The sequence below is a fragment of the Pseudothauera lacus genome (genome assembly GCF_003034845.1).
Taxonomy (GTDB): Bacteria; Pseudomonadota; Gammaproteobacteria; order Burkholderiales; family Rhodocyclaceae; genus Pseudothauera; species Pseudothauera lacus.
This window is the reverse complement of record NZ_PZKC01000013.1, coordinates 12,012-38,362: the sequence shown is the minus strand read 5'-3', so window position 1 is coordinate 38,362 and position 26,351 is coordinate 12,012. Positions and strand designations below refer to the sequence as shown.

Sequence of the window (26,351 nt, the reverse complement as noted above, 5' to 3'; positions counted from 1 at the left end):
TAATGGCTAAGACTGCTGCAAAGGTTCGTAAGAAGGTCAAGAAGAACGTCGCGGAAGGTATTGCGCACGTTCACGCGAGCTTCAACAACACCATCATCACCATCACCGACCGCCAGGGCAACGCCCTGTCGTGGGCGACCTCCGGTGGTGCCGGCTTCAAGGGTTCGCGCAAGAGCACCCCGTTCGCTGCCCAGGTGGCGGCCGAGGCTGCCGGCAAGGCCGCGCAGGAATGCGGCGTGAAGAACCTCGAAGTGCGTATCAAGGGACCCGGCCCCGGCCGTGAGTCCGCAGTGCGTGCTCTCAATGCGCTCGGGATGAAGATCTCCAGCATTACCGACATCACCCCGATCCCGCACAACGGCTGCCGTCCGCCGAAGAAGCGCCGTATCTGACAAGGAGTTGAAACGTGGCTCGTAATCTCGATCCCAAGTGCCGTCAGTGCCGACGCGAGGGCGAAAAGCTCTTCCTGAAGGGCGAAAAGTGCTTTACCGACAAGTGTGCCATCGAGCGCCGCGCCTACGCGCCCGGCCAGCATGGCCAGCGTTCCGGTCAGCGCCTCTCCGGCTACGGTGTGCAACTGCGTGAAAAGCAGAAGATCCGCCGCCTCTACGGCGTGCTGGAGCGCCAGTTCCGCAAGGTGTATGCCGAAGCCGACCGCCGTCGTGGTCAGACCGGTGAGAACCTCCTGCAGCTGCTCGAAGGCCGCCTGGACTCCGTCGCCTACCGCATGGGCTTCGGTGCCTCGCGCGCCGAAGCGCGCCAGGTCGTCCGTCACAATGGCGTGCTGGTCAACGGCAAGCGCACCAACATTCCGTCCTACACCGTCAAGCCGGGCGACGTCATCGAACTGACCGAACGTTCGCGTGCCTCGCTGCGTGTCAAGGCTGCCATCGAGGCCGCCGAATCGCGTGGCTTCCCGGAATGGATCGAAGTCGACGCGAAGGCCGGCAAGGGTACCTTCAAGGCTTACCCGCAGCGCGCCGAACTGTCCGCGACGATCAACGAAGGTCTGGTGGTCGAACTCTACTCCCGTTGATACGGGACGATAAAGCCTCCCAAGATTCGAGGAAATGCTGATGCAAAGCAATGCTCTGCTGAAACCGCGCATTATCGACGTCCAGAGTGTGTCGCCGGTCCAGGCCCGCGTCACCATGGAGCCGTTCGAGCGCGGGTTTGGCCATACCCTGGGGAATGCGCTGCGGCGCATCCTCCTGTCCTCGCTGCCTGGCCATGCGCCGACCGAGGTCACCATCGAGGGCGTGCTGCACGAGTACTCCACGCTGGATGGCGTGCGCGAAGACATCGTCGATCTGCTGCTCAACCTCAAGGGTGTGGTGCTCAAGCTCCACAGCCGCAACGAGGCCGTGCTGCGTCTGTCCAAGTCCGGTGAGGGCGTGGTGACTGCGGCCGACATCGAGGTTGGTCACGACGTCGAGATCATCAACCCTGGTCACGTCATCGCCCACCTCGCCCCTGGCGGCAAGCTGGACATGGAGATCAAGGTCGAGGAAGGCCGTGGTTACGTGCCCGGCAACGTGCGCCCGATCGGCTCCGAGTCGAAGTCCATCGGCAATATCGTGCTGGACGCCTCGTTCAGCCCGGTGCGTCGGGTCAGCTACCTGGTCGAGAGTGCCCGTGTGGAACAGCGCACCGACCTCGACCGTCTGGTCATCGACATCGAGACCAACGGTGCGGTCGATCCGGAAGAGGCCATCCGCTACGCCGCGCGCGTGCTGATGGATCAGCTCTCCGTGTTCGCCGACCTGGAAGGCACGCCGGCCGACGTCCCCGAGTCGAAGCCGGTGACCATCGACCCGGTGCTGCTGCGCCCGGTGGATGATCTCGAACTGACGGTTCGCTCGGCGAACTGCCTGAAGGCCGAGAACATCTACTACATCGGTGATCTGATCCAGCGCACCGAGACCGAGCTGCTGAAGACCCCGAATCTGGGTCGCAAGTCGCTCAACGAGATCAAGGAAGTGTTGGCCTCCCGCGGGCTGACTCTCGGCATGAAACTGGAAAACTGGCCGCCGGCCGGGCTTGAAAAGCTCGGTTGAACGGTACGGTAAGTGAGGAAATAAAATGCGTCACCGTAACGGTCTTCGCAAGCTGAACCGCACCAGCAGCCACCGTCAGGCCATGTTCCGCAACATGGCCAACGCCCTGCTGCAACATGAAGCGATCAAGACGACTCTGCCCAAGGCCAAGGAACTGCGCCGCGTGGTCGAACCGCTGATCACCCTGGGCAAGAAGCCGTCGCTGGCCAATCGCCGCCTGGCTTTCAACCGCCTGCGCGACCGCGACATGGTCGTCAAGCTGTTCGACGAGCTGGGTCCGCGCTTTGCCAACCGTAACGGTGGCTACCTGCGCATCCTCAAGTTCGGCTTCCGCGATGGCGACAATGCGCCGATGGCACTGGTCGAACTGCTCGACCGCCCCGAGATCGTCGAGGAAGAGGCCGCACCGGCCGAGGCTGCAGCGGCCTGAACGCTGACGAGCACGAAAAACCGGACCTGGTCCGGTTTTTTTTCGTCTCCAATCACTGGAAGGAGAGGCAGCATGGCGACCGTTCTGGTCACAGGTGGCGCGGGTTACATCGGCAGTCACACCTGCGTGGTGTTGCTCGAGGCCGGGTTCGAGGTGGTCGTGGTCGACAGCCTGGTGAACGCCCACCGCGAGTCGCTGGTGCGCGTCGAGGCGCTCACCGGCAAATCCCTGCTCGCCTTTCACGAAGCCGACGTGCGTGATCGCGAGGCGCTGCGGCGCATCTTCGCCACCCATCCGATCGCTGCGGTGATCCATTTTGCCGGCCTCAAGGCCGTTGGCGAATCGGTCGAGCAGCCGCTGCGCTACTACGACTACAACGTCGGCGGCTCGGTCGCGCTCACCGAGGTGATGGCCGAACATGGCGTACGCCAGATCGTCTTCAGCTCCTCGGCGACGGTGTATGGCGATCCCGCCAGTGTGCCGATCAATGAGCAATTCCCTGTCGGTGCGACCAACCCCTATGGGCGCTCGAAGCTCATGGTGGAACACATCCTCGGCGATCTGGTGTGTGCCGACCCGCGCTGGAACGCGGTGGTGCTGCGTTACTTCAACCCGGTCGGGGCTCACCCCAGCGGGCGTATCGGCGAGGATCCGGCCGGCATTCCCAACAACCTGATGCCCTATGTCGCCCAGGTCGCCATTGGCCGGCGGCCGTTCCTGCAGGTCTTCGGCGACGATTATCCGACGCCCGATGGTACCGGGGTGCGTGACTACATCCACGTCATGGATCTCGCCGAAGGACACCTGCGCGCGCTCGAATGCCTGCCCGCACTGGCGGGCCTGAACACCGTGAATCTCGGCACCGGGCGCGGTTACAGCGTCCTCGAGGCGGTGCGGGCGTTCGAGGCGGCGAGCGCCCGCGAGGTCCCTTTCCGCGTTGTCGGCCGGCGCCCGGGCGACATTGCCGAGTGCTGGGCCGACCCCGCGCACGCCGCTGCCCTGCTGGGCTGGCGCGCCCGCCGCGACCTCGCGGAGATGTGTGCCGACGCCTGGCGCTGGCAGCACGCCAATCCCAACGGTTATCTGCCCGCCACGCCCTGAGCGCGGCGGAAACTTGCCCGCCGCGCTATAGTCAGAGAACCACAGGGAGGGCGTGGCGATGAGCGAGCAACTGATCAGTACCCAGAAGAATGTCCTTGGCGGTCCGCTGCTGGCCTGCAGCTATGCCCCGTTGACCGGCTTCTTCCGCACCGGATGTTGCGAGACCAGCGCCGAGGATCTCGGCCGTCACGTCATTTGCGTGCGTGTGACGGAAGGTTTTCTGGCCTTCTCGCGGGCCCGTGGCAACGATTTGAGCACGCCGCGACCGGAGATGCGTTTCGCCGGCCTGAGGGCCGGGGACCGCTGGTGCCTGTGCGCGCAGCGCTGGGTGGAGGCCTGCGAGGCCGGACAGGCGCCGCCGGTGATCCTTGCGGCGACCCACCGTGCAGTGCTGGAGGTGGTCAGCCTCGATGTGCTGCGAGCCTACGCGCTTGATGGCTGAGAAGGTGCGAGCAGACGTGCTGTGCGTGCCGCTGACAGCGTTTTTCCCACCCCGCTGACGGGACCGGGCTACCAGCTGCGTTTGATGCGGTTGCGGTACTGGACATCGTGCGGCAGCACGCTCTGCATCGCTTCGAGGTGGGCGCGGACCTTTTCGGTGGCGGTTTTCAGGGTGTCGGCAGTGAGCAGCGGCAACTCGCTGGTGCGCGCGGTCATCCGTACCACCTGCTCGATGGCGTGGGTGCGCTGGCGCTCGTCACCGGGGAGATAGACGCCGAGTCCGCCCGCCTGCAGGGTCTTGAGAAAACGCAGGCGGCGCTCGATGCGGTCGAGGAAACTGGCCTGGGGGTCGCTTGCAGGGCTTGCCATGGTGATGCTCCACGTTAGGCTGAACGTTGTAATGCTCGCCCGTCACGCACGGGCATGCAAGGGAAACGCCGTCCGCAAATTGTAAGCCCGCGCTTCAACTGCGCAGGGCGCGGGCGAGGTAGTGCGCGGTGTGACCGCGTGCGCATGCCGCGACTTCTTCCGGGGTGCCGGTGGCGACGATGGTGCCGCCGCCGTTGCCACCCTCGGGGCCGAGGTCGATGACCCAGTCGGCGGTCTTGATGACGTCGAGATTGTGCTCGATGACGACGATGGTGTTGCGCTGGTCGCGCAAGCGGTGAAGCACGCCCAGCAGCAGTTCGATGTCGTGGAAGTGCAGCCCGGTGGTTGGTTCGTCGAGGATGTAGAGCGTGCGTCCGGTATCGCGCTTGGACAGCTCAAGGGCTAGCTTGACGCGCTGCGCTTCGCCGCCGGAAAGCGTGGTGGCGCTCTGGCCGAGGTGGATGTAGCCAAGGCCGACGTCGACCAGGGTCTGCAGCTTGCGTGCCACTGTCGGCACGGCGCCGAAGAAGTCGAGCGCCTGTTCGACGGTCATCTCCAGCACCTCGAAGATGTTGCGGCCCTTGTAGCGGATCTCCAGGGTCTCGCGGTTGTAGCGCTTGCCGTGGCAGACGTCGCAGGGCACGTACATGTCGGGCAGGAAGTGCATCTCAACCTTGATCAGTCCGTCGCCCTGGCAGGCTTCGCAACGCCCGCCCTTGACGTTGAAGGAGAAGCGTCCGGCGCCGTAGCCGCGCGCCCGCGCTTCGGGGACGCCGGCGAAGAGTTCGCGGATCGGTGTCATCAGCCCGGTATAGGTGGCTGGATTGGAGCGCGGCGTGCGCCCGATCGGCGACTGGTCAACGTCGATGATCTTGTCGAAATGCTCCAGGCCGGTGACTTCGCCGTAAGGGGCGGGTTCGACGTTGCTGCCGTAGAGGTGGCGGGCGGCGAGGGCGGCCAGGGTGTCGTTGATGAGGGTCGATTTGCCCGAGCCGGAGACGCCGGTGACGCAGGTGAACAGGCCCACCGGCAGGGCGAGGTCGGTAGCGCGCAGGTTGTTGCCGGTGCAGCCGCGCAGATGCAGCCAGTGCTCGCCGGGGGCGGTGCGGCGGGCGGGAATGGGAATGCGCCGCCGTCCGGCGAGATAGTCGGCGGTAAGCGAGCCACTGGCTGCGAGCAGTTCGGCGGGCGTGCCGCAGGCCACCACGGCGCCGCCGTGCACGCCGGCGCCGGGGCCCATGTCGACAACGTAGTCGGCGTTGCGGATGGCGTCCTCGTCGTGTTCGACGACGATCACCGTGTTGCCGAGGTCGCGCAGTTGCGCGAGGGTGGCGAGCAGGCGGTCGTTGTCGCGCTGATGCAGGCCGATGGAGGGTTCGTCGAGGACGTACATCACCCCGGTGAGGCCGGAGCCGATCTGGCTGGCCAGCCTGATGCGCTGCGCCTCACCGCCGGACAGGGTGTCCGCGGAGCGGTCGAGGGAGAGGTAGTCGAGGCCGACGTTGATCAGGAAGCTGAGGCGGTCGGCGATCTCCTTGACGATCTTGTCGGCGACCTGGGCGCGTTGCCCGCTCAGGCGCAAGGCGTTGAAGAACGCGCGGCACTCGCCCAGCGGCATGCGGTTCAGTGCCGGCAGCGGGCGTCCGCCGATCAGCACGTGGCGCGCTTCGGTGCGCAGGCGGGTGCCGGCGCAGGCCGGGCAGGGCTGGCTGGCGCGCAGCTTGACGAGCTCTTCGCGCACGGCCTGCGAGTCGGTCTCGCGGTAACGTCGCTCGAGATTGGGGATGATGCCTTCGAAGGGATGGCTCTTGCTGACCAGCCGGCCGTTGTCGGAGAGGTAGCGGAACGCGATGGACTCGCGCCCCGAGCCGTAGAGGATGATCTCGCGCAGCCGGGCGTCGAGCCCGGCGAAGGGCGTGTCGATGTCGAAGCCGTAGTGCGCGGCCAGGCTTGCCAGCATCTGGAAGTAGAACTGGTTGCGGCGGTCCCAGCCGCGGATGGCGCCGGCGGCGAGCGACAGTTCGGGGTGGGCGACGACCCGTGCGGGGTCGAAGAAATCGACATGGCCGAGGCCGTCGCACTGCGGGCAGGCGCCGGCCGGGTTGTTGAAGGAGAACAGGCGCGGTTCGAGCTCGGCGAGCGCGAAGCTGCACACCGGGCAGGCGTAACGCGCCGAGAACAGGTGCTCGCGGCCGCCGTCCATCTCCACTGCGATGGCACGCCCGTCGGCATGGGTGAGGGCGGTCTCGAAGGATTCGGCGATGCGGCTGCGCAGATCGGCGCGCACCTTGAAACGGTCGATCACCACTTCCACGGTGTGGCGGCGGCCCTTTTCCAGTGCCGGCATGCTGTCGAGCTCATGGAGCTCGCCGTCCACGCGCACGCGCACGAAGCCCTGGGCGCGCAGCTCGGCAAAGAGGTCGTGCTGTTCGCCCTTGCGGCCGGCGACCACCGGGGCGACGATCATCAGCCGGGTGTCCTCGGGCAGGGCCAGGACGTGATCGACCATCTGCGCCACGCTCTGCGCTTCCAGCGCATGCTCGGGATGGTCGGGGCAGTGCGGTGTGCCGGCGCGGGCGTAGAGCAGGCGCAGGTAGTCGTGGATCTCGGTGACCGTGCCGACGGTCGAGCGCGGGTTGTGGCTGGTGGCCTTCTGCTCGATGGAGATGGCCGGCGACAGGCCTTCGATGAGGTCGACATCGGGTTTCTCCATCAGCTGCAGGAACTGGCGGGCGTAGGCCGACAGCGACTCGACGTAGCGGCGCTGGCCCTCGGCGTAGAGGGTGTCGAAAGCCAGCGACGACTTGCCCGAGCCGGACAGCCCGGTGATCACCGTGAGGCGGTTGCGCGGCAGGTCGAGGCTGACGTTCTTCAGATTGTGCGTGCGTGCGCCGCGGATGCGGATTTCGTCCATGAAGCTGATCCGGCCGGAAAGACAACCTGTCACTATAAGAGAGAAGGCGCAGCACGGCCAAGGCTTGCAGCGCAGTGTTAGAATCCTCGCCTTTGCCCCGCCCCGAAGCCGATGTCCGCAGCCGAGCACGACAAGATGAGTCCGCAGGAGCGCCGTGCCGGCATCAGCCTGGCCGCGATCTTCGCCCTGCGCATGCTCGGGCTGTTCCTCATCCTGCCGGTGTTTGCGGTTCATGCACACCAGGTGCCCGGCGGTGACAATCTCCTCCTGGTGGGCCTGGCGATCGGTGCCTACGGCCTCACCCAGGCCTTCCTGCAGATTCCCTTCGGTGCGGCCTCCGACCGTTTCGGCCGCAAGCCGGTGATCGTCTTCGGTCTGCTGCTCTTCGTCATCGGCAGCGTCGTTGCAGCCCTCGCCGAGAGCATGACGTGGATCATCGCCGGCCGCGTACTGCAGGGTGCCGGGGCGATTTCCGCCGCAGTGACCGCGCTCGCCGCCGACCTCACCCGCGATCAGCACCGCACCAAGGTGATGGCGATGATCGGTTCCAGCATCGGCCTGGTGTTTGCCCTCTCGCTGGTCGCTGCGCCGCTGCTCTACGCCTTCATCGGCATGGATGGCATCTTCTGGCTCACCGCCGCGATGGCGGTGGCCGCGCTGTGGGTAGTGCTGCGCGTGGTGCCTGCGGCACCCCCGGTGCCGCGCGCCACCGGGCGTTTTGCCGAGGTGCTCGGCGATGGCCAGTTGATGCGCCTGAACTTCGGGGTCTTCGTGCTCCACCTCATCCAGACCACCATGTGGGTGATGGTGCCGGCGGCGCTGGTGGCCAGCGGCGGGCTCGCCCTCGCCGAACACTGGAAGGTGTACCTGCCGGCGGTGCTGCTGTCCTTCCTGGTCATGGTGCCGGCAGTGATCGTCGCCGAGCGCCGCGGCTGGATGAAGGGCGTGTTCATGGCCGCGGTCGCGCTGCTCGCCGCGGTGCAGTTCGGTCTGTACTTCTTCGGCAGTGGGCTGTGGGCACTGGCGATCTGCTTGACCCTCTTCTTCGTCGCCTTTAATGTGCTCGAAGCCACCCAGCCGTCATGGATTTCGAAGATCGCCCCGGCGCATGCGAAGGGGACGGCGCTGGGCGTATACAATACGCTGCAGTCGGCCGGGCTGTTCCTCGGCGGCGTGCTCGGCGGCTGGCTCGCCCAGCGCTTCGGCGCGGGTGCGGTGAGTCTGGTGTGCGCCGCCCTCGCCCTGCTCTGGCTGTTCGCCGCGGCGACCATGAAAGCCCCGCCCGTGCGCGCCGTCCGGCGCGACACGGAGGCTGCACCCCATCACCAACAGGTTTGAAACTGGAGACTCCGGATGGCTTCCCTGAATAAAGTGATCCTGATCGGCAACCTCGGCCGGGATCCCGAAACGCGCTACATGCCCAGCGGCGACGCGATCTGCAACGTCACCATCGCCACCACCGAGACATGGAAGGACAAGGCCAGCGGCGAGCGTCGCGAGGCTACCGAATGGCACCGCGTGGTGTTCTTCGGACGCCTCGCGGAGATTGCCGCGCAATACCTGCGCAAGGGCAGCCAGGTGTACGTCGAGGGCCGCCTGCAGACCCGCAAGTGGCAGGACAAGGATGGCCAGGACCGCTACACCACCGAGATCCGTGGTGACGAGATGAAGATGCTCGGCCGCCGTGAAGGTGGTGGCGAGGCGCCGATGCGCGACGCCGGCTACGACGCGCCGCCGGCGCGCCAGGAGCGCGCACCCGCCGCCGCGCCGCAGGGCAAACCGGCAGGCAGCGGCGGCTTCGGCGAGTTCGACGACGACATCCCGTTCTAGGGCGCGGGTGCTGCCGGGCTGCTCCGGCGGCCGGCAGCGAGGCAAGCGGGCCGCCTGCGGGCGGCCCGTGGCGTTTACCACTCCGCGGCGAACAATTCTGCCGATGCCGCGGGCATCTGACATAAACTTGTCGCGTGCCCGGTGCTGCCCGGCCGGGCTTCGCGCGAGGGCGTCGGATGAAGGCACACTACTCCCTGCGCCACCTCCTGCTCGGCATGGTGGTGCTGTTCGGTCTGCTGGTCGCAGGCGGGCAGTTTGCGTTCGTCATGCATACCTACTCCGCCGAGATGCTCTCCGAGATCCGCGCCTTGTCGCGCCATGCCGGACGGACGCTGGCGGCGAACATCGAGTCGGGGCTGCAGGTCGGCGACGAACGTCACGTTGCGCAACTGATTGCCAGCAAGGCGACCCTGCCGCATCTGCGCTATGCCGCCTATCTGGGGGCCGACGACAGGGTGGTGCACACCACCGCCGCGCAGAGCGCCGGCCGCCCGGCGCAGGAGCTCGATCCCGCGCCTCCCGCAGCCTTTCTCGCCGCACCGCGGCAGAGTGGCGAGGGGCTGGTGCTCGAGGAGGCTTCCGGCAACACACTGTGGGCGATCTTCCCGGTGCGTCTGCCTGCCGCCGCGGGGGCGGCTGGGGGCGACAGCGGACTGGTGGTGCTGGCCCTCGATCTCGACAGCGGGCGCCAGGGCCTCGTCGCCCGCACCCTCGGCCACACCCTGTTGCTGCTGATCCCCATCGCCCTGCTCACCATAGGGGTGGGCGTGATGCTGAAGATGCTGCTCACCGACCGCATCGAACACCTGCTGGCCTATGCGCGCGCCCAGGTCGAGGGGCGCGACGAGGTGCTGCCGCTCGGCGGCCGCGACGAGATCGGCCAGCTCGGCGACCGCCTCGCCAGGCTGGTGCGTGCGCTGGTCGAATCGCGCGACTTCCATGTCCACCTGCTCGACGGCATGCCCAATCCGATCTGGCGCGCCGACGCCAGCGGCTGCCGCGACTACTTCAACCGTGCCTGGCTCAGCTTCACCGGCCGCCGCGTGCAGCAGGAGTACGGCGATGGCTGGAGCGAGGGTGTGCACCCGGACGACCGTGTGCGCCGGCAGGCGCACTGGCAGGACGCCTTTGCCGGCCGGCGGGCCTTCGTCATCGAGTACCGCCTGCGCCACTGTGACGGCGGCTACCACTGGGTGAGCGACCATGGCGAACCCATCTTCGATGCCGAGGGGCGTTTCATCGGCTATCTCGGCAGCTGCTTCGACCTGCAGGCGCAGAAGGATGCCGCCGCCGCGCTGGCCGCAGCCGCCGAGGTCGTCGAGGCCAGTCCGACGGTGCTCTTCCGCTGGCTGATGGCGCCCGGCTGGCCGGTGCTGTATGTCTCCGAGAACGTCAACCGCTGGGGTTACAGTGCGGCGGAAATGATGGCCCATGGCTTCCACTTCGCCACCCTGGTCCATCCGGACGATATCGAGCGGGTGGGCGGCGAGGTGGAGGCCAACCTGGCTGCCGGGATGTCCGCCTATGCGCAGGAGTACCGTCTGCAGGTGGCCGATGGCAGCTACATCTGGATCGAGGACCTGACCAGCGTGCAGCGCGACGCCAACGGCGTGCCGGTACGGGTGGAGGGTCTGGTCACCGACATCAGTGCCCGCCGCGCGGCACAGGACGCGCTCGAACGGCTGAATTCGGAGCTTGAGGAGCGCGTTGCCCAGCGCACCGCGGAACTGGCTGCGCTCAACAAGGAACTGGAGACCTTCGCCTACTCGGTCTCGCACGATCTCAAGGCGCCGCTGCGCGGCATCGATGGCTACAGCCATCTGCTGGAGGAGGACTACGGCGACCGTCTCGACGACGAGGGCCGCCTGTTCATCCGCAACATCCGCAGCGGCGTGCGCCAGATGGCACGCCTGATCGACGACCTGCTGGCGTATTCGCGCATCGAGCGGCGCAACCTGCAGCGCAGCGTGATCGATCTGCCGGCGCTGGTGCAGCGCATTCTCGCCGAGCGTGCCACCGAACTCGAGCAGGGCGGTGCGCAGATCGAGGTCGACGTGCCGGCGATGACCGTACTCGCCGACCCCGACGGGCTCGCCCAGGTCCTGCGCAACCTGGTCGACAATGCGCTGAAGTACTCGCGCGATGCGGCACCGCCGCGGGTGTGCATCGGCGCGCGCCACGACGACGGCGTCGATCATCTGTGGGTGCGCGACAACGGCATCGGCTTCGACATGAAGTTCCACGACCGCATCTTCGAGATCTTCCAGCGCCTGCAGCGTGCCGAGGATTACGATGGCACCGGTGTCGGCCTGGCCATCGTGCGCCGCGCGGTGACCCGCATGGGCGGGCGGGTGTGGGCGGAAAGTGCCCCCGGTGCCGGCGCCACCTTTCACCTGGAGCTGCCCGCATGAGCGATGCACCGCCGTCTTCCCGCCCCATCCTGCTGGTCGAGGACAATCCCGCCGATCTCGACCTCACCCGTCGCGCCTTTACCCGCAGCCACCTGCTCAACCCCATCCTCGTCGCCCGTGACGGTCAGGAGGCGCTCGACCTCCTGCCGCGCTGGGAGGATGGCGAGCCCCTGCCGCTGGTGATGCTGCTCGACCTCAAGCTGCCCAGGGTCCATGGTCTGGAGGTGTTGCGCGCCTACCGTGCGAGCGCCGTCAGTGCCACCCTGCCGGTCGTCGTGCTGACCACCTCGGATGAGGATGCCGACATCGACGCCGCCTACCGTCTCGGCGCGAACTCCTACATACTCAAGCCCGTCGACTTCGACAAGTTCATCCACGTCGCCAATCAGATCGAGCTGTACTGGTGTGCGCTCAACCGCCCGCCGCGCAACGCGTAGTCCTGCCGATGAAAGTCCTTTACGTCGAAGACAACCCTGCCGATGCCGATCTCCTGCGGCGCGCCTTCAACCGTGTGCTGCCCGAGGCCGAGCTGCGCGTCGCCGGTACCCTGGGCGAGGGTCGGGCCTGCCTGGAGGGCGTCGGCGAGGTCGATGTGGTGCTCTGCGACCTCTGCTTGCCCGACGGTTCGGGAATGGACCTGCTCAACCGCGTGCGCGAGCTCAAGCTCCCCGCGGCCTTCGTGGTGCTCACCGGCTCCGGCGACCAGAGCGCCGCGGTGGCGGCGCTGAAGGCCGGCGCCGACGATTATCTGGTCAAGGACGGTGACTATCTGGCCCGCTTGCCGCGGGCGCTGGAGACGGCGCTGACGCGCGCACGTCAGGAGCACGCCCACCGCTCGCGCCCGCTGCGCGTGCTGTACGCCGAGCACCACCCTTTCGACATCGATCTCACCCTTCGCCACCTTGCCCACAGTGCGCCGCATCTGCGTGTCGAAGTGGTCGGCAGTGCGGCGGAGGCGCTCACCCGCCTGCCCGCGGCTGTTGGCGAAGCCTGCGACTGGGACGTGCTGCTGGTCGACTACATGCTCCCCGACATGAATGCTCTCGACCTCGCCAAGGCGGTGCGCCAGCAGCGCGGTCTGGACATCCCCATCGTCATGGTCACCGGCCAGGGCAGCGAAGACACCGCCGCGCAGGCCCTGCGCCTGGGGGTGTCGGACTATCTCGTCAAACACAGCAACTATCTGCATGAACTGCCGGTGGTGCTTGCCAGCGCCCACCGCCAGGTCGAGCTGGTCCGCGAGCGCGCCGCGCTGCGTGCGGCGGTGGAGGAGTTGCGCCTGCATGCCGCGGTGATCGACAGCACCCACGACGGGGTGATGATCACCGACCTGGCCGGCACCATCGTTTCGGTCAATCGCGCCTTTACCGAGCTCACCGGCTACGATGCCGCGCAGGTCGTCGGGCGCAACCCCCGCCTGCTCAAGTCCGGCCGCCATGACCGTGCCTTCTACCAGGCCATGTGGGCCGCCCTGCAGGAGTGCGGCTACTGGCAGGGCGAGGTGTGGAACCGCCGCCGCGACGGCGAGCTGTACCCGCAGTGGCTGACCCTCAATGCCGTGCGCGACCCCGGGGGCGTGGTGACCCACTACGTCGGCGTGTTCACCGACAACAGCAAGTTGCGCAAGACCGAGGAGCGCCTCACCCATCTCACCCACCACGATCCCCTTACCGATCTGCCCAACCGCCTGCTGGTGATGTCACGCCTGGAGCACGCCATCGAGCGCGCGCAGCGCCGCGGCGGTCGACTGGCGGTGATGATGCTCGACCTCGACCGCTTCAAGAACGTCAATGACAGCCTCGGCCATCAGGTCGGCGACGCGCTGCTGCGCGGGGTGGCCGACCGCCTGCGTGCCCGCCTGCGCGAGGAAGACACCCTCGGGCGTCTGGGCGGCGACGAGTTCATGGTGCTGATCGAGGATCTCGATACCCCCGAGCATGCCGCGCAGGTCGCCGATGGCATCATCGGCGCCCTTGCCGCCGCCTTCGCGCTGGACAACGGCCAGGAGGTGTTCATGCGTGCCAGCGTGGGCATCAGCCTGTACCCGGAGGACGGCACCGACTACATGGCCCTGGTGCGCAACGCCGACGCGGCGATGTATCGCGCCAAGGCCAAGGGGCGCAATACCTACGGCTTCTATACCGAGGACCTCACGCGCTCCGCCAGCGCCCGCCTGGAGCTGGAGACCCGCCTGCGGCGGGCGCTCGACAACGGCGAATTCGTCGTTCATTACCAGCCCGTGCTCCGTGTTGCCGACGGCGCCTTGCTCGGCGCCGAGGCGCTGGTGCGCTGGCAACCGCCCGGCGAGGAGATGGTGCCGCCGGGGGCCTTCATCCCGATTGCCGAGGAAACCGGGCTCATCGTGCCGCTCGGCGAGTGGGTGCTGCGCGAGGCTTGCGCACAACTGCGCGACTGGCTGGCTGCCGGCTACCGCCCCGGGGTGATGGCGGTCAATCTCTCGGTCGAGCAGATCCGCCGCCAGGACGTGGTGTGTACCCTGCGCAGCGTGCTCGCCGATACCGGCCTGGATGCAGCGCAGGTGGAACTGGAGATCACCGAGAGCAGCCTGATGGAGCAGGGCGGGCAGGCCACCGAGCTGCTGCGGGACTTGAAGGCGGCAGGGGTGCGCCTGGCCATCGACGACTTCGGCACTGGCTACTCCTCGCTGTCCTACCTGAAGCGCTTCGCCATCGACAAGCTGAAGATCGACCGCAGCTTCATCCAGGATATCGCCGATGACCGCAACGATCTCGCCATTGCCGCGGCGGTGGTGGCGATGGCGCGTGCGCTGGAGATCGCCGTACAGGCCGAGGGTGTCGAGCAGCCCGCCCAGCTCGAACTGCTGCGCGAGCTCGGCTGCGGCAGCTACCAGGGCTTCCTGTGCAGCCGGCCATTGCCGGCGGCAGCCTTCGCCGCGCGTTTTCTCTCCGCGCGCTGATCAGCGCAGGGCCGCCACCATGCGCGCCAGCGCGGCGTCGAGGGTCGCCGGCGGGCAGCCGAAGTTGAGGCGCAGAAACCCCGGGGCGCCGAACGGTGCTCCGTCGGAGAGGCCGACGCCGGCGGCTTCGAAGAAGGCCGCCGGGTCATCCAGGGCGCAGGCGCGGCAGTCCAGCCAGGCCAGATAGGTGGCCTGCGGCGAGGCGCAGCGCACCCCGGGCATCTGCGCCACGGCGTCGAGCACCCGCGCGCGGTTGGCGCGCAGGGTCGCCAGTAGTTGCCGGCGCCAGGGCTCGCCGTGGCGGTAGGCAGCTTCCGCCGCGACCATGCCGAGGAGGTTGAGGTGGGGCACCACGCCGCGCATCGCGGCGCTGAAGCGGCGGCGCAGCGCGGGGTCGGGAATGACCGCAAAGGCGCAGTACAGCGCGGGGATGTTCCAGGTCTTGGAGGGCGCCATGAGGGTGATGGTGCGCGCCGCCACCGCCTCGTCGAGGGCGGCAATGGGACGGTGCGGGGTGGCCTCGTCGAGGACCAGGCCGCAGTGGATCTCGTCGCTGCAGATCACCATGTCGTGGCGTTCGGCGAGGGTGGCGATCCACCTCAGTTCGTCGTCATCGAAGACCCGCCCGACCGGGTTGTGCGGGTTGCACAGCATGAACAGGCGCGTGCGCGGGCCGATCGTCGCCTCCACCGCGGCGCGCGGCCAGCGCCACTGGCCGTCGATTTCCTCCAGCGCGCAGGTCCGCAACTGTCGCTCACTGTTGCCGGGAGCGCTGAGAAAGGGCGGGTAGACCGGGGTGGCGGTGAACACCTCGTCGCCGGGCTCGCCGACCGCGCGGCAGGCCAGGTTGAAGCCGCTGACCACGCCGGGCAGCCATACCAGCCAGTGCGGCTCGATGCGCCATTGATGGTCGCGGGCGAGGCCGTCGACCACCGCCTCGACCAGCGTCGGCCACGGTTCGGTATAGCCGAACACGCCATGGTCGATGCGCGCATGGAGGGCTGCCAGCACCGCGGGCGGGGCGGCGAAGTCCATGTCCGCCACCCATAGCGGCAGCACGTCGCGTCCGGCGTAACGTCCCCACTTCTCGCCGGGCACGGAACCCCTGTCGATGATGCGGTCAAAGTTGGCAGTGTCGCTCATGCTGGATCCTGGTGCCGATGCCGGGCAGTGTAACCTGCTGTTGCGGTGATCCGCGTGTTCCGGGCTGCGGATACAATTGCGCAAAACAAACCCGCACAGACCGAGGGAGATGAAAGTGCAGGACGTGATCGCTCACCCCGATGGCATCCATGCCATCGATTCCGGCTATGGCCGCCCGCAGCTGGCAGCCATCCATGTGGTGGTGCACGAAGGCCGTGCGGCCATCGTCGATACCGGCAGCAATGCCTCCGTGCCGCGCGTGCTGGCGGTACTGGCGGCACTCGGGGTAGCCCCGGCGGCGGTTGACTGGGTGATGCTCACCCACATTCATCTCGATCATGCCGGAGGTGCCGGCAGTCTCATGTGCGCGCTGCCCAATGCCCGCCTGGTGGTGCATTCGCGCGGGGTGCGCCACATGGTCGATCCCTCCCGGCTGTGGGAAGGCACCGCCGCGGTCTATGGCGCCGAGCGCGCCTTCCAGCTTTACGGGCGGCTGGTGCCGGTGCCCGAAGCGCGCATCCACGCGGTCGGCGACGGCGATCGCGTGCGCCTGGGCAGCCGCCTGTTCCACATCCTCGATACCCCGGGCCACGCCCGTCACCACATCTGCATCTGGGACGACGAGGCCCGCGCCTTCTTCACCGGCGACACCTTCGGGCTGTCCTACCGCGAACTCGACGTCGATGGGCGGGCGTTCTGCTTCCCCACCACGACGCCGACCCAGTTCGATCCCGACGCGCTGCACAACTCCATCGAGCGCATGCTCGCCTTCGGGCCCGAGGCCATGTACCTCACCCATTACAGCCGCGTCACCGAGGTGCCGCGCCTCGCTGCCGACCTCCACCGCCTGATCGATACCCAGGTGGCGGTGGCGCGCGCGGCGCGCGGCAACGGCGTCGCCCGCCATGTGGAGATCCTCGCCGGGCTTGAGCAGATCGTCCGCGAGGAAGCCGCCCGCCAGGGCTGGACGGTCTCCGAGGACACCGCCCTCGAAGTCCTGCGCGACGATCTCGAACTCAATGCCCAGGGGCTCGGCGTGTGGCTCGACAGCCTGCAGGTGCCGGAGCCGGAGACGGTCTGAGCGCCGTCGGCGGGCTGCTCCCACCCATGGCGGCGCCGGGTTGGTAATATCGCCGCCTTTGCCCGCTCTGCTGCTGCCATGGACGCCTCGCACTTCGACACTGACCCCGCGCGCCGCTTCGGTGGCATCGACCGTCTTTACGGCGAGGGTGCGGTGGCCCGCCTGGGCGCCGCGCGCGTCTGCGTGGTCGGCATCGGTGGCGTCGGTTCGTGGGCTGCGGAGGCGCTGGCGCGCAGCGGCGTCGGCCATCTCACCCTGATCGATCTCGATCATGTGGCAGAGTCCAACATCAACCGCCAGGCCCATGCGCTGGAAACCTCCCTTGGCCAGGCCAAGGTGCTGGCCATGGGCGAGCGCATCCGCGCCATCAATCCGCGGGTGTCGCTGCGCGCGGTGGAGGAGTTCGTCGATGCCGACAATGCCGCCACCCTGCTGCAGGGCTGCGACTGCGTCATCGACGCCATCGACAACGTCCGCGCCAAGGTCGCCATGGTGCTGGCCTGCACGGCTGCGCATGTGCCACTGATCGTTGCCGGTGGCGCGGGGGGCAAGCGCGATCCGCGCAACGTGCGCGTCGCCGACCTCGCCCACACCTACCAGGACCCCCTTCTCGCCAAGGTGCGCAAGCGCCTGCGTACCGAGCACGGCTTTCCACGCGACACCCGGCGGCGCTTCGGCATCGAGGCGGTGTACGTCGAGGAGCCGCTGCGCATGCCGGAGGCACTGTGCGACAGCGCCCAGGGGCCGCAAGGCCTGGCCTGCGCCGGTTACGGTTCGTCGATGATGGTGACTGCCGCGGTCGGCCTGCAACTGGCCGCACGGGTACTTGAACGCCTGCTCGCCGACACGGTCAATGCTGGCACTGCAGGGACGGCAAGGGAGGCGTGATGGAGCAGGGCAAGGCGGTGGTGCTGTTCGGACATGGCGCGCGCGACCCCGAGTGGGCCGGGCCGATGCGGCGTACGGCAGGCAGCCTGCAGCAGCAGGCGCCACAACTGAAGGTCAGGCTGGCCTTCATGGAGTTCATGCAGCCGACGCTGGAGGAGGTGCTCGATACCCTCGCCGGCGAGGGCATCGGCGAGGTTGTCGTGGTGCCGATGTTCCTCGCCCAGGGCGGGCACCTGAAGCGCGATGTGCCCATGCTGGTGGAGGCCGCGCGCGCGCGTCACCCCACACTGCGGATCACCCTGACGACGGCGGTCGGCGAGGACTCCGGGGTGATCGAGGCGATGGCGGCCTGCGCTCTGGGCGCAGTGCGGACGGATTGAGTGTCCTTGCGCCGTTCCGCCGGACGCCGTCCGCCATGCTTTGACCATTGTTTGCACAGGGATTCTCCGTCGACGCTATAGTTTCATGACTTATGCGTAGGCCGGCGCGGCCGGCCCGGGGGCGGATTGTGATGCAGTGGCGTGAAGCGGCAAAGAGGATGGCCGAAGCTGCAAGCGCAGCGCTTGCCGGCTCCACCCGTGCGTTGCGCGATGGCTTGCTGTGGTTGCTGCCTTTCCTGCTGCTGGCGGCGATGCTGAGCTTCTTCTCGGCGCTGTTCGATTTTCTTGATCTCTGGCCGCAGCAGGCGCGCCTCCTCCACCGTCTCGGCGATGTGCTCGGTGAGTTGCTGCCCTACGCCATGTCGGGCTCGATAGGCGCCATGCTGGCGATCCGCCACCATCTGCCGAGGCCGCCGGTTGCCTTCGTCTGTGTTGCCCTGCTGGGGCTGGTGAGTGCCGGCATTGGTAACGATCACGACGAAGCCAGTGCCCTTGCCCTGGCCCTCGGACTGTTCACCCCACTCGTTGGCGTGCCCTTGATGGCCTTCTTTCATCGCCGGCGCTGGACCCGTCTGGCCCATGCCGATGTGGCCGGTGCGAACGTCGTCGAAACCGTCAATCTCGTGCTGCCGGCGCTGTTCGCGGCGCTGGTGGTGCTGGCTCTGGCCGTGCTGCTGAAGCGCGCCGATCCGGTGAGCGGTTTGCAGACCCTGCTCCCGGCCGTAGCCGATGGCGGTGCACTGGGCGGCGGGCTCGCATATGCGGCGCTGAACTCGCTGTCGTGGTTTCTCGGCGTGCATGGCTATTACCTGCTCCAGCCCCTGCTCAGCGCGCTCAACGAGGCCGGCGCCAGCGCAGGGGTGGTGGTCAACGAAGCCTTCCTCGGTGCCTACGTGTTCATCGGCGGCAGCGGCGCGACCTGGTCGCTGCTGATCGCCCTGCTGCTTGGCGGCGACCGTCACCACCGCACGATTGCCCTGGTCGCCCTGCCCACCGCCTTGTTCAACGTCAACGAACTCCTCCTCTTCGGCCTGCCGATCATCCTCAATCCGCGCCTTTTCCTGCCCTTCCTGGCGGTTCCGCTGATGAACCTGCTGGTTGCGGCGGCGGCAACCGGTGCCGGCCTGGTGCCCGCAGTAAGCGCTCATCTGCCGCTCAATGCCCCGGTGCTTGTCAATGCCTGGCTGGTCAGCGGCGGTGAGCCGGCCGCCGTGCTCGTGCAGCTGCTCAATGTGGCCCTTGGCTGCGCCCTCTACCTGCCGGCGGTGCGCGCGCTGCGACGCCGGCGGACAGCCGAGGAGGGCTACTTCGCGCCGCTCGACACCACTTTCAACCGCCGCCAGGAAGAGGTCTGCCTCCTCCTCGACGACCCCATCAGTGAAGCCGTGCGCGTCCAGAACGAGCAGAGCCGGGTCGGCCGCGAGCTTGAGCGGCTCAGTGTCGGTGAGTTCATGCTCCACTATCAGCCCATTGTCGACCCCGCCAGTGGCCGCACCTTGTGCTGTGAAGCACTGCTGCGGGTAGGCATGCCCGACGGCGGCCTGGAGAGTCCCGCTGCTTTCCTGCCCTGGTTCGAGCGCGCCGGCCTGCTGCGCGAGGTCGACCTGTGGGTGGCCCGTGCCGCCAGCCGGCAGCTTGATGCATGGGCCGAGCAGGGTCTGCACATGCAGGTTGAGGTCAACCTTACCGTCGACACCCTTGCGGACGAAGACGCGGTGACCGAGCTGGCTGAACTGGTTGCCCGTCATCACGGAGCCCTCGCGCTGGAAGTCACCGAACAGGCGCTTAGCGCGGATCCGGAGAACGTTGCGGCAGCCCTCAGGACGCTGCGCCGTGCCGGTGCGCGAATCTATATCGACGATTTCGGCACTGGCCATTCCTCGCTCAGCTACCTGCATCTGTTCGAGGTCGACGCGATCAAGATCGACCGCAGCTTTGTCCTTGCGCTCGACGGTGCTGCGGGGCAGCGCGTGTTCAGCGGCCTGCTCGCACTGGCCCGCCAGCTCGGGCTGGATGTCGTCGTCGAGGGCGTGGAAACGGCGGCGCAACTGGAGTTTGTCGGCCGTCATGGCACGGTTGCCGTACAGGGTTGGTATTACAGCCGACCGCTGGCGCCGGTGGCACTGGAGGATTACCTCCGCACCGGGGCCTGAAGCCAGCGTTGGTGCCCTTACTCGGCGCGCAGCGCCGCGACCGGGTCCATGCCGGCGGCGCGGCGCGCGGGCAGCACGCCGGCGGCGAGGCCGATGACCACTGCCACCGCTTCGGCGAGGACGACGAAGTGCCAGGGGGTGCTCACCGGCAACGCGGGGGCGGCGGCGTTGATCAACTGCGCGATGCCGATGCCGAGCGCCAGACCCAGCGCGCCGCCCAGCGCGGAGAGGAGCACCGCCTCGGCGAGAAAGAGCAGCAGCACGGTGCTGCGCCGTGCGCCCAGCGCCACCAGCAGGCCGATCTCGTTGGTGCGCTCGGCCACGGCGATGGTCATGATGGTGACGATGCCCACCCCGCCCACCGCCAGCGAGATGCCGCCCAGCGCACCCACCGCCAGGGTGAGGATGTCGAGGATGTTGGACAGCGTGCGCAGCATGTCTTCCTGGGTGGTCAGGGTGAAGTCCTCGCGTCCGTGGCGCGCGCTCAGCACGCGACGGATGTCGGCGGCCACGCTGGCTGCCGGTACGCCCTCGGCATAGGCCACATTGATCTCCATCAGGCCATCGCGCTGGTAGAGCGCGAGGGCCCGTCCGGCGGGGATGTAGGCGGTGTCGTCGAGGTCGAAACCGAGCACCTGGCCCTTTTCCTCCATCACGCCGATCACCCGGTAGCGCTCGCCGCCGATGCGCACGCGTTCGCCCAGCGCGTTGGCCTCGCCGAACAATTCGTGCTTCAGCTTGGCGCCGAGCACCACGAAGGCACGTGCATGGGCCGGGTCGTCGGGCGGCAGGAAGCGCCCGGCGCGCACCTGCAGGGCGACCACGCGGACGAAGTCGCTGCCCACGCCGTAGATCGAGGTGCGCCGCACGCGGCCGTTGCCGTGTACCTCGGAGTTGCCGAACACCACCGGGGTGACGCCGGTGACGTTGGGCAGGCGTTCCAGCGCCGCGGCATCGTCCAGGGTGAGTTCGCGCGCGGTGTTGGGCACGCCGGGTGGGCCGCCGCGCGCGCCCTGGCGGCCCGGGGTGATCTCGATGATGTTGGTGCCGAACTGGGTGAACTCGGTGAGCATGTAGCGGTGCACGCCCTCGCCGATGGAGGTGAGCAGGATCACCGCGGCGATGCCCACGGCGATGCCGAGCAGGGTGAGGAAGCTGCGCAGGCGGTGGGCGGTGAGCGCGCGCAGCGCGAGCAGGGCGAAGTCGCGCCAGGGCATGCTGCTTACCTCTTCGCCAGCGCCTGCACCGGGTCCAGCCGGGCGGCGCGGCGCGCCGGCAGCACGCCGAAGAGGATGCCGGTGAACAGCGCGGTGCCGAGGCCGGCAGCCACCGCCCAGTCCGGCGGCCACGCCGGCAGCACCGGCCAGGTCAGGCGCAGCAGGGCGGCGCCGCCGTGGCCGAGCGCCAGCCCGGCCAGCCCGCCGGCCAGCGAGAGCAGGCTGGCTTCCACCAGGAAGGCGTTGCGGATGGTGTGCGTCTCGGCGCCGAGGGCCTTCAGCAGGCCGATCTCGGCGGTGCGCTGGGTCACCGCGACCAGCATCACGTTCATCACCAGGATGCCCGCCACCGCCAGGCTGATCGCCGCGATGCCGGCCACCGCCAGGGTCAGCGTGCCGAGGATGCGGTCGAAGGTGTCGAGCACCGCATCCTGGGTGAGCAGGGTGACGTCCTCCTCGCCGGCGTGGCGGTTGCGGATGATTTCGGCGATGTCGTCCTTGGCTACCTCGAGTGCGGCGCGCTCGCGCGCTTCGACGAGGATGCGGAACAGGGTGTTGGTGTCGAACATCGCCTGCGCTGCGGCCACCGGCACGATCACCAGCTCGTCGGTGTTCATCCCCAGGCCCTGGCCGGCCGAGGCCATCACCCCGATGACGCGGAAGCGGCGGTCGCCGATGCGCACCAGGCGGCCCACCGCCGGCGTGTTGCCGAACAGCTCGCGCTGCACGGTGGCGCCGATCACCGCCACGTTGGTGGCGCGGCGCAGGTCTTCGCGCGGCAGGAAGCGGCCGAGCGCGACATCGGTCTGGCGCACCGCGGTGTAGTCGGCGCTGGTGCCCAGCACCACCACTTCGCGCAGCCGCCCACCGGCGGAGATCTCGCTGTTGCCCACCGACAACGGCGCCACGCGGCGTACCCAGGGCGAGCGCAGCAGGGCCTCGGCGTCGCCCACGGTGAGGTCGCGCGGCGTCGAGGTGACGAAGCTGCCCGGGTTGATGCCGCCGGTCTCGGAGCGCCCGGGCAGCACGATGATGAGATTGCTGCCGAGCGCGCCGAACTCGCCCACCACGTAGCGCCGCGCGCCGTCGCCGAGCGCGGTGAGCACCACCACCGCGGCCACCCCGATGGCCATCGCCAGCACCATCAGCGCGGTGCGCAGCGGGTTGCCGGTGGCCGCGCGGGTGGCGAAGCGCAGGGTGTCGGCGGCGCGCATCAGGGCGCTTCCGCACCGGCCGGCTGGCGCAGGTCGCCGACGATGCGCCCGTCCTCCATGGTGATGCGGCGCCGCGCGCGCGCGCCCATCAGCGGATCGTGGGTGACCACGATCAGGGTCACCCCGGCGGTGTTGAGTTCTTCGAGCAGGCGGGTGACCTCCTGCCCGGTGGCGCGGTCGAGGTTGCCGGTGGGTTCGTCGGCCAGCAGCAGCGCCGGGTGCATGATGGTGGCGCGCGCGATCGCGACGCGCTGGCGCTGGCCGCCGGAGAGCTCCTCGGGGCGGTGGCCGGCGCGCGTCTCCAGGCCGAAGTCGGCGAGCGCGCGCGCCACCCGCTGCTGGCGCTCGGCAGCCGGCATGCCGGCCAGCATCAGCGGCAGGGCGATGTTCTCCGCGGCGGACAGGCGCGGCACCAGGTGGAAGCTCTGGAACACGAAGCCGATGCGCTCGCGGCGCACGCGCGCCTGTTCGTCGGTGTCGAGCGTGGTGACGTCGCGTCCCTCCAGGCGGTAGTGGCCGGCGTTGGGGCGGTCGAGCAGGCCGAGCAGGTTGAGCAGGGTGGACTTGCCCGAGCCGGACGGACCCATCACCGAAAGATACTCGCCCGCTTCGATGCGCAGGCTCACGTCCTGCAGCGCATGCACCTGGCTGTCGCCGAGGGTGAAGGTGCGCTCGATGCCGTCGAGTTCGATCAGCGCCATCGCCGCCGTCAGCCCCCGTCCGCGCCTTCCACTGTGACCCGCACGCCGGGGCGCACGCCTTCGCGCTCCAGCGAGGTGACGATGCGCTCGCCCGCGGCGAGACCGCCGGTGACCTCGGTGTACTCCCAGTTCGCCACCCCGGTCTGCAGGCTGCGCTCCTCCAGTATGCCGTCGGCGCCCACCACCAGCACCGTGTTGCCCGGGCGCAGCGCCGCGGTGGGCACGCGCAGCACATCCTCGCGGGTGGCGAGGATGATCTCCACGTCCGCGCTGTAGCCCACCAGCAGGCCGCGTGCCTCGTCCTGCGAGGCGAAGTCGACATCGATGTCCACCGTGCGCGCCTGGCGTTCCTGCGCCGAGACGTAAGGGGCGACGCGCCGCACGGTGGCCTCGAACTGCCGTCCCGGCAGCGCATCGACGCTGACCCGGGCGGCCTGGCCGGGCTGGATGCGCGGGGCGTCCACCTCGTCCATCGGCGCCTTCACGTACAGGCAGGAATCGTCCAGCAGCTCGATGGCGGGCGGCGTGGGCACGCCGGGCGGCGACGGGGTGGAGTATTCGCCCAGTTCGCCGGTGATGCGCGCCACCGTGCCGGCAAAGGGCGCGGCGATGACGATGCGCCCCAGGTCGGTGCCGGCCGCGTCGAGTTGGCGCTGCGCGGTGGCGATGTCGGCGCGCGCGCTGCTGCAGCCGGCGCGCCGCGCCTCGGCCTCGCTGCGTGCGCCCTCGGCGCGCGAGGGCGAGACGAAGCCGCGCGCGGCCAGCGCCTCCTGGCGCTCGGCCTCGCGCTCCGCATTGGCGGCGACGGCGCAGGCCTCGTTGGCGCGGCTGCGTGCGGTGGCCAGTTGCGCCGCGGCCACCTCGGCGCGTGCCTGGATGTCCTGGTGCCACAGGCGCATCAGCACCTGGCCGGCCTCGACCCGGTCGCCTTCCTTGACGCCGAGGTATTCGATGCGTCCGCCGAGGATGGTGGACAGCCGGGTGCGCTGGCAGGCTTCAACCTCGCCGGCGCGGGTGTTGGAGACGCTGGCCTCCACCCGCCCGCGGTCGACCGCCTTGGCGATCACCGGCAGGGGCTGGGGGCGGGTCAGCCACATCGCGGCGGCGGCGAGCGCCGCGATGATGGCGAGGGCGATGAGGATGCCGCGCGAGCTGCGTGTCATGGGGCGCTTCCGTGCTGCGGTACGCCCATGCTACCCGGATCGCACCGTCCTTGCGTAGCCCGGGTGCCCGGAAAGGGCTTCCGGGCCTGCTCGCGATGCCCTCAGGCGGGCTGTCGACCTACTTCTTCCAGGTGTCCTTGAGGGTCACCGTGCGGTTGAACACCGGTGCGCCGTCGCGCGAATCGCGGCGGTCGGCGACGAAGTAGCCGTGGCGCTCGAACTGGAAGCGCTCCTCCGCCCGGGCATGCTTGAGCGCGGGCTCCAGCCAGGCCTGGATGACGCGCATCGAGTCCGGGTTGATGTCGTCGAGGAAGCTGCGCTCCAGCCCTTCCGCATCACCCTCGCGGCGCGCGCCGGGATTGGGGTGGGCGAAGAGGCGGTCGTAGAGCCGCACTTCGGCCTGGTAGCCGTGCGCGGCCGAGACCCAGTGCAGGTTGCCCTTGACCTTGTAGTTGTCGGCGCCCGGCGTGCCGGACCTGGAGTCCGGCATGTACTCGGCGAGCACCGCGGTGATGTTGCCGTCGGCATCCTTCTCGCAGCCGGTGCACTGGATGACGAAGCCGTAGCGCAGGCGCGCCATGTTGCCCGGGTAGAGGCGGTGGTAGCCCTTGACCGGCGCTTCCATGAAGTCCTCGCGCTCGATCCACAGTTCGCGGGTGAAGGGCATGTCGCGCTTGCCGAGTTCCGGCTTCAGCGGATGGTTGGGCGCCTGGCAGAGCTCGCTCTCGCCTTCCGGGTAGTTGGTGATGATCAGCTTCAAGGGGTCGAGCACGGCGACGCGGCGTTCGGCCGCTTCGTTGAGGTGCTCGCGCATGCACTCTTCGAGCACGCTGATGTCGATCCACGAATCGGCTTTCGACACCCCGATGCGCTCGGCGAAGCGGCGGAAGCCTTCCGGCGTGTAGCCGCGGCGGCGTGCACCGATCAGCGTGGGCAGGCGCGGGTCGTCCCAGCCGGCGACATGGCCTTCATCGACGAGCTGGATCAGCTTGCGCTTGGAGAGCACCACGTAGGTCAGGTTAAGGCGCGCGAACTCGATCTGCTGCGGCAGCGGGCGGGCGAAGTGGCCGCCTTCGGCGAGCGCGTCGAGCAGCCAGTCGTAGAACGGGCGCTGGTCCTCGAACTCCAGCGTGCAGATGGAGTGGGTGATGTTCTCGATGGCGTCTTCGATCGGGTGCGCGAAGGTGTACATCGGGTACACGCACCACTTGTCGCCGGCGCGGTGATGCGCCACCTTGCGGATGCGGTAGATGGCCGGATCGCGCAGGTTGATGTTGGGGCTGGCCATGTCGATCCGGGCGCGCAGGATGTGCGTGCCGTCGGGAAACTCGCCGTCGCGCATGCGGCGGAAGAGGTCGAGGTTCTCGTCCACGCTGCGGGTACGGAAGGGACTGTCCTTGCCCGCTTCGGTGAGCGTGCCGCGGTAGGCGCGCATCTCTTCGGCGGAGAGCGAATCGACGTAGGCCTTGCCGGCGCGGATGAGGTATTCGGCGTACTCGTACATGCGCTCGAAGTAGTCCGAGGCGAAATACAGGTGCTGGCCCCAGTCGTAGCCCAGCCACTGCACCGCCTCGACGATGGAATCGACGTACTCCTGCTCTTCCTTCTCCGGGTTGGTGTCGTCGAAGCGCAGGTGGCAGACGCCGCCGTACTGTTCGGCGAGGCCGAAGTTCAGGCAGATCGACTTGGCGTGGCCGTAGTGCAGGTAGCCGTTCGGTTCGGGCGGGAAGCGCGTTTCCACGCGGCCGTTCCATTTGCCGCTGCGCATGTCTTCTTCGACGATGTTGCGGATGAAGTTGCTGGCGGCCGCGGGGGCGGCGTCCTTGGGCGTATTGGGGTTCATGTGCTGTTCGGAGGAGGTTGCCACGCCGCATCCGGCGTGAATAGCGCGCAATTGTAGCCCAAGCCCGGCGGGCGGGC

23 protein-coding genes are annotated in these 26,351 nt (G+C 68.5%); 15 read left to right on the top strand and 8 right to left on the bottom strand.

What is annotated here, in order from left to right:
* Window positions 1–2 precede the first annotated feature (2 nt).
* From rpsK to C8261_RS14340, 6 genes are all read left to right on the top strand, one after another.
* Window positions 3–392: a 30S ribosomal protein S11 gene (gene rpsK, locus C8261_RS14365; RefSeq protein ID WP_011237995.1), complete on the top strand. Its 390-nt coding sequence runs from the start codon at window positions 3–5 to the stop codon at window positions 390–392.
* A 14-nt stretch (window positions 393–406) separates the two neighbouring features.
* The gene (gene rpsD / locus C8261_RS14360) at window positions 407–1,036 is read left to right on the top strand and encodes a 30S ribosomal protein S4 (protein WP_107494421.1); all 630 of its coding nucleotides are present in this window, start codon (window positions 407–409) and stop codon (window positions 1,034–1,036) included.
* 40 nt (window positions 1,037–1,076) lie between these two features.
* A complete protein-coding gene (locus C8261_RS14355) occupies window positions 1,077–2,057 on the top strand; it encodes a DNA-directed RNA polymerase subunit alpha (protein ID WP_107494495.1) in 981 nt (326 codons plus the stop codon).
* Window positions 2,058–2,082: 25 nt separating this feature from the next.
* Complete coding sequence (gene rplQ / locus C8261_RS14350; protein WP_107494420.1) at window positions 2,083–2,487, top strand: 50S ribosomal protein L17; 405 nt, start codon at window positions 2,083–2,085, stop codon at window positions 2,485–2,487.
* Between the two features lie 72 nt (window positions 2,488–2,559).
* On the top strand, window positions 2,560–3,588 hold the full coding sequence (galE, locus tag C8261_RS14345; RefSeq protein WP_107494419.1) for a UDP-glucose 4-epimerase GalE: 1,029 nt from the start codon (window positions 2,560–2,562) through the stop codon (window positions 3,586–3,588).
* A gap of 58 nt (window positions 3,589–3,646) precedes the next feature.
* Entirely contained in the window at window positions 3,647–4,030 is a 384-nt protein-coding gene (locus tag C8261_RS14340) for a DUF2237 family protein (protein WP_107494418.1), read from the top strand.
* A gap of 68 nt (window positions 4,031–4,098) precedes the next feature.
* On the opposite strand, the gene C8261_RS14335 is transcribed toward C8261_RS14340, so the two are convergent.
* Both C8261_RS14335 and uvrA read right to left on the bottom strand, forming a co-directional pair.
* Entirely contained in the window at window positions 4,099–4,398 is a 300-nt protein-coding gene (locus tag C8261_RS14335; protein WP_107494417.1) for a hypothetical protein, read from the bottom strand.
* 94 nt (window positions 4,399–4,492) lie between these two features.
* Window positions 4,493–7,312: an excinuclease ABC subunit UvrA gene (gene uvrA, locus C8261_RS14330; RefSeq protein ID WP_107494416.1), complete on the bottom strand. Its 2,820-nt coding sequence runs from the start codon at window positions 7,310–7,312 to the stop codon at window positions 4,493–4,495.
* A gap of 135 nt (window positions 7,313–7,447) precedes the next feature.
* Here uvrA and C8261_RS14325 point away from each other — a divergent pair, with 135 nt between their 5' ends.
* The 5 genes from C8261_RS14325 (at window position 7,448) to C8261_RS14305 (ending at window position 14,491) form a co-directional block, all read left to right on the top strand.
* Entirely contained in the window at window positions 7,448–8,650 is a 1,203-nt protein-coding gene (locus tag C8261_RS14325; protein WP_107494494.1) for an MFS transporter, read from the top strand.
* Window positions 8,651–8,665: 15 nt separating this feature from the next.
* Complete coding sequence (gene ssb / locus C8261_RS14320) at window positions 8,666–9,142, top strand: single-stranded DNA-binding protein (protein ID WP_107494415.1); 477 nt, start codon at window positions 8,666–8,668, stop codon at window positions 9,140–9,142.
* A 176-nt stretch (window positions 9,143–9,318) separates the two neighbouring features.
* Complete coding sequence (locus C8261_RS14315; protein ID WP_107494414.1) at window positions 9,319–11,553, top strand: sensor histidine kinase; 2,235 nt, start codon at window positions 9,319–9,321, stop codon at window positions 11,551–11,553.
* Window positions 11,550–11,990: a response regulator gene (locus tag C8261_RS14310; RefSeq protein ID WP_107494413.1), complete on the top strand. Its 441-nt coding sequence runs from the start codon at window positions 11,550–11,552 to the stop codon at window positions 11,988–11,990. Before C8261_RS14315 ends, C8261_RS14310 begins: the two co-directional genes overlap by 4 nt.
* Before the next feature lie 8 nt (window positions 11,991–11,998).
* Window positions 11,999–14,491, top strand: coding sequence for a two-component system response regulator (locus C8261_RS14305; RefSeq protein WP_107494412.1), 2,493 nt, complete (start codon window positions 11,999–12,001; stop codon window positions 14,489–14,491).
* Here C8261_RS14305 and C8261_RS14300 read toward each other — a convergent pair whose 3' ends face one another.
* Window positions 14,492–15,634, bottom strand: a complete 1,143-nt coding sequence (locus C8261_RS14300; RefSeq protein WP_107494411.1) for a MalY/PatB family protein — start codon at window positions 15,632–15,634, stop codon at window positions 14,492–14,494. It lies immediately after the preceding gene.
* A gap of 115 nt (window positions 15,635–15,749) precedes the next feature.
* On the opposite strand from C8261_RS14300, the gene C8261_RS14295 reads away from it, so the two are divergent.
* From C8261_RS14295 to C8261_RS14280, 4 genes are all read left to right on the top strand, one after another.
* Window positions 15,750–16,715: an MBL fold metallo-hydrolase gene (locus tag C8261_RS14295; RefSeq protein WP_107494493.1), complete on the top strand. Its 966-nt coding sequence runs from the start codon at window positions 15,750–15,752 to the stop codon at window positions 16,713–16,715.
* A gap of 78 nt (window positions 16,716–16,793) precedes the next feature.
* Window positions 16,794–17,603, top strand: coding sequence for a tRNA threonylcarbamoyladenosine dehydratase (locus tag C8261_RS14290; protein WP_107494410.1), 810 nt, complete (start codon window positions 16,794–16,796; stop codon window positions 17,601–17,603).
* Window positions 17,603–17,983, top strand: coding sequence for a sirohydrochlorin chelatase (locus C8261_RS14285; RefSeq protein WP_107494409.1), 381 nt, complete (start codon window positions 17,603–17,605; stop codon window positions 17,981–17,983). Before C8261_RS14290 ends, C8261_RS14285 begins: the two co-directional genes overlap by 1 nt.
* A gap of 158 nt (window positions 17,984–18,141) precedes the next feature.
* Entirely contained in the window at window positions 18,142–20,136 is a 1,995-nt protein-coding gene (locus C8261_RS14280; protein ID WP_181358955.1) for an EAL domain-containing protein, read from the top strand.
* 17 nt (window positions 20,137–20,153) lie between these two features.
* On the opposite strand, the gene C8261_RS14275 is transcribed toward C8261_RS14280, so the two are convergent.
* From C8261_RS14275 to C8261_RS14255, 5 genes are all read right to left on the bottom strand, one after another.
* Complete coding sequence (locus C8261_RS14275; RefSeq protein WP_107494407.1) at window positions 20,154–21,353, bottom strand: ABC transporter permease; 1,200 nt, start codon at window positions 21,351–21,353, stop codon at window positions 20,154–20,156.
* A gap of 5 nt (window positions 21,354–21,358) precedes the next feature.
* On the bottom strand, window positions 21,359–22,567 hold the full coding sequence (locus C8261_RS14270) for an ABC transporter permease (RefSeq protein WP_107494406.1): 1,209 nt from the start codon (window positions 22,565–22,567) through the stop codon (window positions 21,359–21,361).
* The gene (locus tag C8261_RS14265) at window positions 22,567–23,268 is read right to left on the bottom strand and encodes an ABC transporter ATP-binding protein (protein WP_107494405.1); all 702 of its coding nucleotides are present in this window, start codon (window positions 23,266–23,268) and stop codon (window positions 22,567–22,569) included. The genes C8261_RS14270 and C8261_RS14265 overlap by 1 nt, the downstream gene beginning before the upstream one ends.
* An 8-nt stretch (window positions 23,269–23,276) precedes the next feature.
* Complete coding sequence (locus C8261_RS14260; RefSeq protein WP_107494404.1) at window positions 23,277–24,431, bottom strand: efflux RND transporter periplasmic adaptor subunit; 1,155 nt, start codon at window positions 24,429–24,431, stop codon at window positions 23,277–23,279.
* 118 nt (window positions 24,432–24,549) lie between these two features.
* Window positions 24,550–26,274 carry a glutamine--tRNA ligase/YqeY domain fusion protein gene (locus C8261_RS14255; RefSeq protein WP_107494403.1) on the bottom strand — a complete coding sequence of 575 codons (1,725 nt, stop codon included), beginning with the start codon at window positions 26,272–26,274 and terminating at the stop codon, window positions 24,550–24,552.
* Window positions 26,275–26,351: the final 77 nt, after the last annotated feature.

Excerpts from the sequence above, each read along its gene's own strand:
- rpsK (WP_011237995.1), top strand. The coding sequence starts at position 3 with ATGGCTAAGACTGCTGCAAAGGTTCGTAAGAAGGTCAAGAAGAACGTC.
- C8261_RS14355 (WP_107494495.1), top strand. The coding sequence starts at position 1,077 with ATGCAAAGCAATGCTCTGCTGAAACCGCGCATTATCGACGTCCAGAGT.
- rplQ (WP_107494420.1), top strand. The coding sequence starts at position 2,083 with ATGCGTCACCGTAACGGTCTTCGCAAGCTGAACCGCACCAGCAGCCAC.
- galE (WP_107494419.1), top strand. The coding sequence starts at position 2,560 with ATGGCGACCGTTCTGGTCACAGGTGGCGCGGGTTACATCGGCAGTCAC.
- C8261_RS14340 (WP_107494418.1), top strand. The coding sequence starts at position 3,647 with ATGAGCGAGCAACTGATCAGTACCCAGAAGAATGTCCTTGGCGGTCCG.
- C8261_RS14335 (WP_107494417.1), bottom strand. The coding sequence starts at position 4,398 with ATGGCAAGCCCTGCAAGCGACCCCCAGGCCAGTTTCCTCGACCGCATC.
- uvrA (WP_107494416.1), bottom strand. The coding sequence starts at position 7,312 with ATGGACGAAATCCGCATCCGCGGCGCACGCACGCACAATCTGAAGAAC.
- C8261_RS14325 (WP_107494494.1), top strand. The coding sequence starts at position 7,448 with ATGAGTCCGCAGGAGCGCCGTGCCGGCATCAGCCTGGCCGCGATCTTC.
- ssb (WP_107494415.1), top strand. The coding sequence starts at position 8,666 with ATGGCTTCCCTGAATAAAGTGATCCTGATCGGCAACCTCGGCCGGGAT.
- C8261_RS14315 (WP_107494414.1), top strand. The coding sequence starts at position 9,319 with ATGAAGGCACACTACTCCCTGCGCCACCTCCTGCTCGGCATGGTGGTG.
- C8261_RS14310 (WP_107494413.1), top strand. The coding sequence starts at position 11,550 with ATGAGCGATGCACCGCCGTCTTCCCGCCCCATCCTGCTGGTCGAGGAC.
- C8261_RS14305 (WP_107494412.1), top strand. The coding sequence starts at position 11,999 with ATGAAAGTCCTTTACGTCGAAGACAACCCTGCCGATGCCGATCTCCTG.
- C8261_RS14300 (WP_107494411.1), bottom strand. The coding sequence starts at position 15,634 with ATGAGCGACACTGCCAACTTTGACCGCATCATCGACAGGGGTTCCGTG.
- C8261_RS14290 (WP_107494410.1), top strand. The coding sequence starts at position 16,794 with ATGGACGCCTCGCACTTCGACACTGACCCCGCGCGCCGCTTCGGTGGC.
- C8261_RS14285 (WP_107494409.1), top strand. The coding sequence starts at position 17,603 with ATGGAGCAGGGCAAGGCGGTGGTGCTGTTCGGACATGGCGCGCGCGAC.
- C8261_RS14280 (WP_181358955.1), top strand. The coding sequence starts at position 18,142 with ATGGCCGAAGCTGCAAGCGCAGCGCTTGCCGGCTCCACCCGTGCGTTG.
- C8261_RS14275 (WP_107494407.1), bottom strand. The coding sequence starts at position 21,353 with ATGCCCTGGCGCGACTTCGCCCTGCTCGCGCTGCGCGCGCTCACCGCC.
- C8261_RS14270 (WP_107494406.1), bottom strand. The coding sequence starts at position 22,567 with ATGCGCGCCGCCGACACCCTGCGCTTCGCCACCCGCGCGGCCACCGGC.
- C8261_RS14265 (WP_107494405.1), bottom strand. The coding sequence starts at position 23,268 with ATGGCGCTGATCGAACTCGACGGCATCGAGCGCACCTTCACCCTCGGC.
- C8261_RS14260 (WP_107494404.1), bottom strand. The coding sequence starts at position 24,431 with ATGACACGCAGCTCGCGCGGCATCCTCATCGCCCTCGCCATCATCGCG.
- C8261_RS14255 (WP_107494403.1), bottom strand. The coding sequence starts at position 26,274 with ATGAACCCCAATACGCCCAAGGACGCCGCCCCCGCGGCCGCCAGCAAC.